The sequence below is a fragment of the Candidatus Hodgkinia cicadicola genome, assembly GCF_002774925.1.
This window is the reverse complement of the sequence record NZ_CM008778.1, coordinates 1-1,108: the sequence shown is the minus strand read 5'-3', so window position 1 is coordinate 1,108 and position 1,108 is coordinate 1. Positions and strand designations below refer to the sequence as shown.

Below are 1,108 nucleotides of genomic sequence, written 5' to 3'. Positions count from 1 at the left end.
ATTATGTATAAATATAAGTTGCTAGTATAAAATATATTTAATGAGTAATTATCAAGAACAATACATATTAGAATTACGATCTGGTATTGGTGGTCAAGAATCTAATTTATTTGCTGAACAATTATTAAGAATGTATTGTAAGTTTATAAGTAAGAGTAATTGAGGATTTAAAATAGAGAATATTACTAAAGTATCTACTGGAGGGATACGAGAGGTAATAGTTGTGATAACAGGGATCGGTGTTAGATCTTGGATAATAAACGAGTGCGGTGTACATTGTGTTCAAAGGGTGCCAGTGACTGAGACAAAAGGTCGTATACATACCTCTACAGTTACTATTGTCGGATTAGCAGTTTGTAGTGGAAAGAATGATACTGCTGTTAAAAGAGATGATTTGAAAATAGAGACAATGAGATCAACTGGAGCTGGTGGACAACATGTTAATACAACTGATTCAGCAGTAAGAGTAACTCATCTGCCAACGGGTATTTCATCCATGTGTTCACAAAAGTCACAACATCGTAATAAGTCTAATGCAATGGTTTGTTTGGAACAAAAACTGAGTTGTTGTATTACTAAGATAAAGAATATTAGTTATTCGGTAATTAGAGGAAAACAGATATCGGGTTCCATTAGAACAGCTAAAGTAAGAACATATAGTTTTATTCGTGATACCGTTATTGATCATCGGTTAGGAAAAACCGTTAGAAATATTACAAAGGTATTGGATGGTAATTTAGATTTATTAAATCCAATATGTAAATAATAAAAATTAATATACTAATATTTATTAATACACTCTCTATATATTTTATTTAATTGGATATAATTAAGATATTATTAACACTAAATAAAAAAAATAAACAAATGCATACTGAATGTAATCTAGTGCTTAAGTAATTTACATTATAATAAATGAATACTAGGTATAGACGATTGGTATTAGTTTGGTATAATAATTGTGTTTAATATTGGTATTAAGTTTAATTACATTGTAAATAGAATTGATATTACTACTAAAGTTAAAGATAATCTGATGTAAGTAGTTAATACAATCAAAATAAAAATGGTATGTAGTAAGTAATATACTCATGTTGTAGTTAATAAA

At 27.8% G+C, this 1,108-nt stretch carries 1 protein-coding gene; it reads left to right on the top strand.

Annotated features, from left to right (window positions below):
• Nucleotides 1-40: 40 nt before the first annotated feature.
• On the top strand, nt 41-766 hold the full coding sequence (locus tag MAGTDC_RS00720) for a PCRF domain-containing protein (protein WP_146656610.1): 726 nt from the start codon (nt 41-43) through the stop codon (nt 764-766).
• Nucleotides 767-1,108 lie beyond the last annotated feature (342 nt).